4 protein-coding genes and 1 tRNA gene are annotated in these 4,956 nt (G+C 40.1%); all 5 read right to left on the minus strand.

The window, feature by feature from the left end:
• Positions 1-2: 2 nt before the first annotated feature.
• Positions 3-75, minus strand: a tRNA-Thr gene (locus ACHUFN_RS19925).
• Positions 76-184: 109 nt separating this feature from the next.
• The gene (locus ACHUFN_RS19930) at positions 185-943 is read right to left on the minus strand and encodes a type III pantothenate kinase (RefSeq protein ID WP_394224477.1); all 759 of its coding nucleotides are present in this window, start codon (positions 941-943) and stop codon (positions 185-187) included.
• 135 nt (positions 944-1,078) lie between these two features.
• Complete coding sequence (gene birA, locus ACHUFN_RS19935; protein WP_394224478.1) at positions 1,079-2,065, minus strand: bifunctional biotin--[acetyl-CoA-carboxylase] ligase/biotin operon repressor BirA; 987 nt, start codon at positions 2,063-2,065, stop codon at positions 1,079-1,081.
• Positions 2,062-3,096, minus strand: coding sequence for a UDP-N-acetylmuramate dehydrogenase (gene murB, locus ACHUFN_RS19940; RefSeq protein WP_394224479.1), 1,035 nt, complete (start codon positions 3,094-3,096; stop codon positions 2,062-2,064). The genes birA and murB overlap by 4 nt, the downstream gene beginning before the upstream one ends.
• Before the next feature lie 99 nt (positions 3,097-3,195).
• Entirely contained in the window at positions 3,196-4,308 is a 1,113-nt protein-coding gene (locus ACHUFN_RS19945; protein WP_394224480.1) for a glycosyltransferase family 2 protein, read from the minus strand.
• Between the last annotated feature and the right edge of the window lie 648 nt (positions 4,309-4,956).

Consider the following 4,956-nt stretch of genomic DNA (forward strand, 5'->3'; position numbering starts at 1 on the left):
GGTGCCGACTGCCGGAATCGAACTGGCGACCTACTGATTACAAGTCAGTTGCTCTACCAACTGAGCTAAGTCGGCACTACATCAAGTGGGTGCGCATTCTAGAGTATTGTTTAACTCTGTGCAAGTGTCTTTTTGAAAATTTTTCAATTTTCTTTTTTGACCAATTTTTCAACTAATCAAAAACTTACGTCGACGTTCCCTTTATAAGTTCACTTCGAGCATAGCGGGCAAGACCCTGCATCACCAAATGAGCGAGGCGCATGTTATCAGCAGATTTTAAGAATGCAAACACTTTTTTGTCTCCACCCCCTAAAATTATGTCAAAATCGGTTTGTTTGCTTGATATATAATCAACTGCGCTCAAATAAACACCATATAGGGCAGCATGACACCCTGTTGCAACACAATCTTCTGTATCGGTCCCCACGCCAAAGGTGGTCGGAATTTCATCATTCGCGAACACTTTTTTAGTAGAAGCGACCAAAGCATTACGCATAACTTGAAAACCAGGTACGATCCAACCGCCTAAATGTTGACCATCCACAACAAAATCGACTGTTATTGCCGTACCCACATCCATAACAAAAAATGCTTTTTTTGATTTTTCTGCAGCGCAGACCATGGCAAGCCATCTATCAACGCCCATTTTTTGAACGTTCGCGTAACTATTTTTTATGCCAAAGGCTTCTTTCTCTGTGTGCTTTTCTACAAAAATAATATTTCGCTCGTTACACATGGCGGATATTTCATCAACCAGCTCCTGATTTCTTACCGAAGCTATGTATAAATGAGAAATTTTTTTCTGAGAATCGATAAAAGAGAAAAGAGAAATGGCATCTTCACATGCATTAGGCTCTTCTTCTGCATGACAAAGCAGTGAATATTTAATTCGGGTGTTACCAATATCCACTAATATGACGTGGTTTTCTTCAATGTTGTTCATATTTTTGGTTTCAATCGCAAAGTAATGCGTAAAACAAACGGATGAAATGCTATTCAAAGATTATAAAGATAAGCTACGAAGTGCTTTAACCACAATATTGGCGAAATTTTCGTAGCTCTGCTGTTAAATAAAACGTTAGTTTCCTCTGAGGCTAACTTCACCACCGTGGAAGCGTGTAATGCCGTCTTGTGTTTCAACGAGCAGTGCGCCGCTTGCGTCTACTCCCCTATCAATTCCGGAAAAACGCTTCTCGCCCATTTGTAAAACAATGCGTTTATCGGCGTATAAGTCGAGCGCTTCCCAGTATGCTGTAAATGGCCCGAAGCCTTGCTGAGTAAATTTCGGTAAATAGGACCACAGCGATTTAATAATTTCTGCCGCTAATGCATTTCTATCAGGGATAGTGCCTAAATATGACGCAAGATCGCTATGAGGCTGACCAACATCGTACTGATTATCGGGCACACAAACATTTAAACCTATACCGATAACACTGTGCGCTGTTGCGCCAATTTGCCCTTCTACCTCAATCAGTACCCCTGCCAGCTTTTTACCTTGCAAATAAATGTCATTTGGCCATTTAAGTTCAGCGTCTTCTACACCAAATTCTTTAAGTGCATCGCAAACCGCTAGCCCTACTAATAAAGAAAGGCCCGCCATGCTTTGATAGCCATCAGGGAAAGACCAATACATAGAAAACGTTAAACTGCCCCCAACTGGCGCTAACCACGAACGACCGTGCCGCCCTCGCCCATCGGTTTGAATTTCAGCAAAAACAACATCGCCGTTTTCAAGATCTTCTCGCTTACTTGCAATACGCTTCTTCATTTCTGTATTGGTGGAAGGCAATACTGACTCCACATCAATAACCGCTCGTTTTGTATTGCCCAAATGGCGTTTAATGCTGTCGGTGCTTAACAATGGAAAACCTCGCTCTAAACGGTAACCTTTACCTTTTACCTTAAATACGTCTAACCCCCAATCGGCTAGTTGGGAAATATGGCCTGCTACCGCTGTGCGTGAAAGGCCCACTTGCTGTGCAATAGTTTCACCTGAGTGAAAATGGCCGTCCGACAGCAACGCGAGTATATGTTTTCTTATAGCTTTTGATGCTTGTCTCATAGCGAAATAAGTCCTTTGTTTCCTAATAAGCGCACTTCTGGCTCAAGCAATATGCCAAACTGATTCTTTACGCTTGCTATGATTTCTTTTGCCATGGTTATTACATCGCTTCCGGTGGCGCCACCTAAATTAGTAAGCACCAATGGCTGTGTAGGGTGACATCGTACTTTATTCAAAGTTTTGCCTTTAAAACCTGCCTGATCAATTAGCCACGCCGCGGGAATTTTTATTTGCTCTTGTTCATTTGCTGGCAAATCAGCACTTCCGCTCACCACAAAATGAGGCACCGTCTTATAGTCTTGTGCAATCGCTTGATACACTGCTCTCTTAACTACTGGGTTTTTGAAAAAGCTTCCCGCATTGCCCAGTTCACTCGGGTCTGGAAGTTTACTCTTTCTTATTTCTATTACCTTACTGTATACCTTTTCTGGAGTAGGCTCAGTGAGCGTAGCTAATTCACCGTAGCTCGTTTCCAGTTCGTAATGTTTCGGTAGTTTAAAGTTTACGTGAGTGATCAGCACTTTGTTTGCTAGTGCATGTTTGAACACACTATCTCTGTAACCAAATTGGCAATCTTCATTAGTAAGCAGTATCTGTTCGCCAGTTTCTAGTAATACGCATTCCACTTTATCAATAAACGCATTCACTTCTCGGCCGTACGCACCAATATTTTGAATTGGGCTTGCACCTACCGAACCGGGAATTAACGCTAAGTTTTCAAATCCATACCACTTCTCATTCACACATAATGTTACGAAGTCATGCCAGTTTTCACCCGCACCTACACGTAAGTAGTGATGGCTCTCTGTATCGAAGTGGCTAATGCCTTTAATTTCGTTCACGAGAATTGTGCCGTCAAAGTCGTCGGTAAAAATCGAATTACTTCCGCCGCCTAATATATAAATTGCTTTATTAGTGTTGTTCTTATGAGCTTTGAAGAGAGAAAGAAATGAAGCGACATCGGTAAACGACTGTAAAGAGTCGCAAGAAGCTGAAAGGCCGAAGGTACTGTAACGTTGTAATGAAGGCATAAAATTTTACGGACTGCGAACAATCCGCTAATGGTAGGGTAACAGGCAACTAAAGAAAAGAGTTACCCTACATTTGATTAACTTCTATGGTTACTGGACCTAGTTAACCTTATCTAAAAACTGATTATAAGCAGTTAAAGCCTTAGCATCTCTGACATTTGCAAATGCTTTTTTTATAGTAGCCATCTCAGCTTTTTCACTATTTCTGACTATAGAAAGAACTCTGGAATACCCTTGTCTTATATATTCACGAGCAGCTTCAAACTCCTTGCTTTCTATATACTTTTCATAGTATTCGTTAATAAACTCTCGATACTGACCAAGTGCATTAGGGTCAAATTCAAAAGTTTCTACTCTCTCAATGTCTGCATAACCATTACGGTTGCTTTTAATCTTTGAATTCCCTTGCTCTGGAAAGTTTGGTCTACCTCGACCTAAAATTGCTATGTACTCAAACTCACTTCTATAAAATCTGTGTAGTATGAAATAGGGTTTAACTGGTTTCTGCAAATCTGAACGAGGGACTCTCGAAAAAGAAGTATTATCATGGACAATCTTTTCTCCGTTTCCGTTCTTATATATGAGGTACGGGTTCACCAAAGTGTGGGGATTTGCTCTAATCACTGGACATCTAACATCAATGATTGATTTAAGCTGAGGCGCTCTTTGGTAAGTTATATTTTCAGAAAGTGCAGGGCCAAATGTATTGTTAGGCTCAACTTTATTTATCCATTCAAATGAAATCACATCAAATTTTCCAGAACTTTTGACACAATCGTGAATAGTCGACTTCAGATCCATCGGGGTCCAGAACTCATCTATATCTAGAAAGCAAACGTGCGTAAACTCCGAACCTTTCGTTTCTTTTAGCACTTTTTTATAGAGCCCTGATTGTGGATTGCCTTTATATGTAGAGAAAAACTTATCCGCGTTCTTTATAGAAACATTTGGTAACTGTGCAACTTTATTTAATACCTTTAGTGTGTTGTCTGTCGTTCTGTTGACATGAACATCAATTTGATCAAACCCGAAATAAAGGTGATGAAAAATCCATTCTGGTAGATATGCAGACTCGTTTTTAGCAATCGCAACTAGTTTTATTTTTATAGGCTTATCAAATTTGAAATCACAGAGGTGCTTTTTCTTCGCTAGAAGAAACTCAGTAGTTGCTCTTAAGCCTTTGTAAAATTGCTTTTTTTTGATTTCGTTCATTTGAATACATTTTCCTTCACTTAGATTTTGTTCGCATATCTCTGAGCTGTCCGTATTTTAGAGCAACCACTTAAACGCATTAATATTCTTAAATAGGCTTTATAGATAAAGATTGCGTATTAAAAACATATTTTAAGTCTCCACGGCCTTATCGGTATGCAACTTTTTTTGTTACGCAATTAGATGATTATAACCTTGGTCCGTAAATTCACTGGAAAGTACATAAAGCTTTAAATTAAGCACTAAAGTCTACTAATTCACTATGATATCACGATTGAAGCGTCGCTGGCACAGGCTCTAAGAGAATCAGGAAGCAAGGTTTTTCTTACGACTTCTCAGTCGTATCGAGCTTCTTCTGGTGTAGCGCACCGCTCCAGACTGGAGATGGAGAATTGTCAGCGCCTTAAATATTAGGGTCAGAGTACATTTATGAGAGTACATTTATGTGATTACTGAGCCAGTTAGAGAATTAATGTACTCTGCCCCCGCTTTTGAAGCCGGTTGAAGAATTAAAGTATCCAGACCCTAATTTTCGCGGTTGGAGCGGTATGGGGTGTAGCGGTTGGGATTTAATGTACTCTGACCCTGAGGTATCCCCACAAATAATATAGTGATATTAGGCAGATAAAAAAAGATGGAACATTCATG

This window comes from Alteromonas gracilis (assembly GCF_043642145.1).
GTDB classification, from domain to species: domain Bacteria; phylum Pseudomonadota; class Gammaproteobacteria; order Enterobacterales; family Alteromonadaceae; genus Alteromonas; species Alteromonas gracilis_B.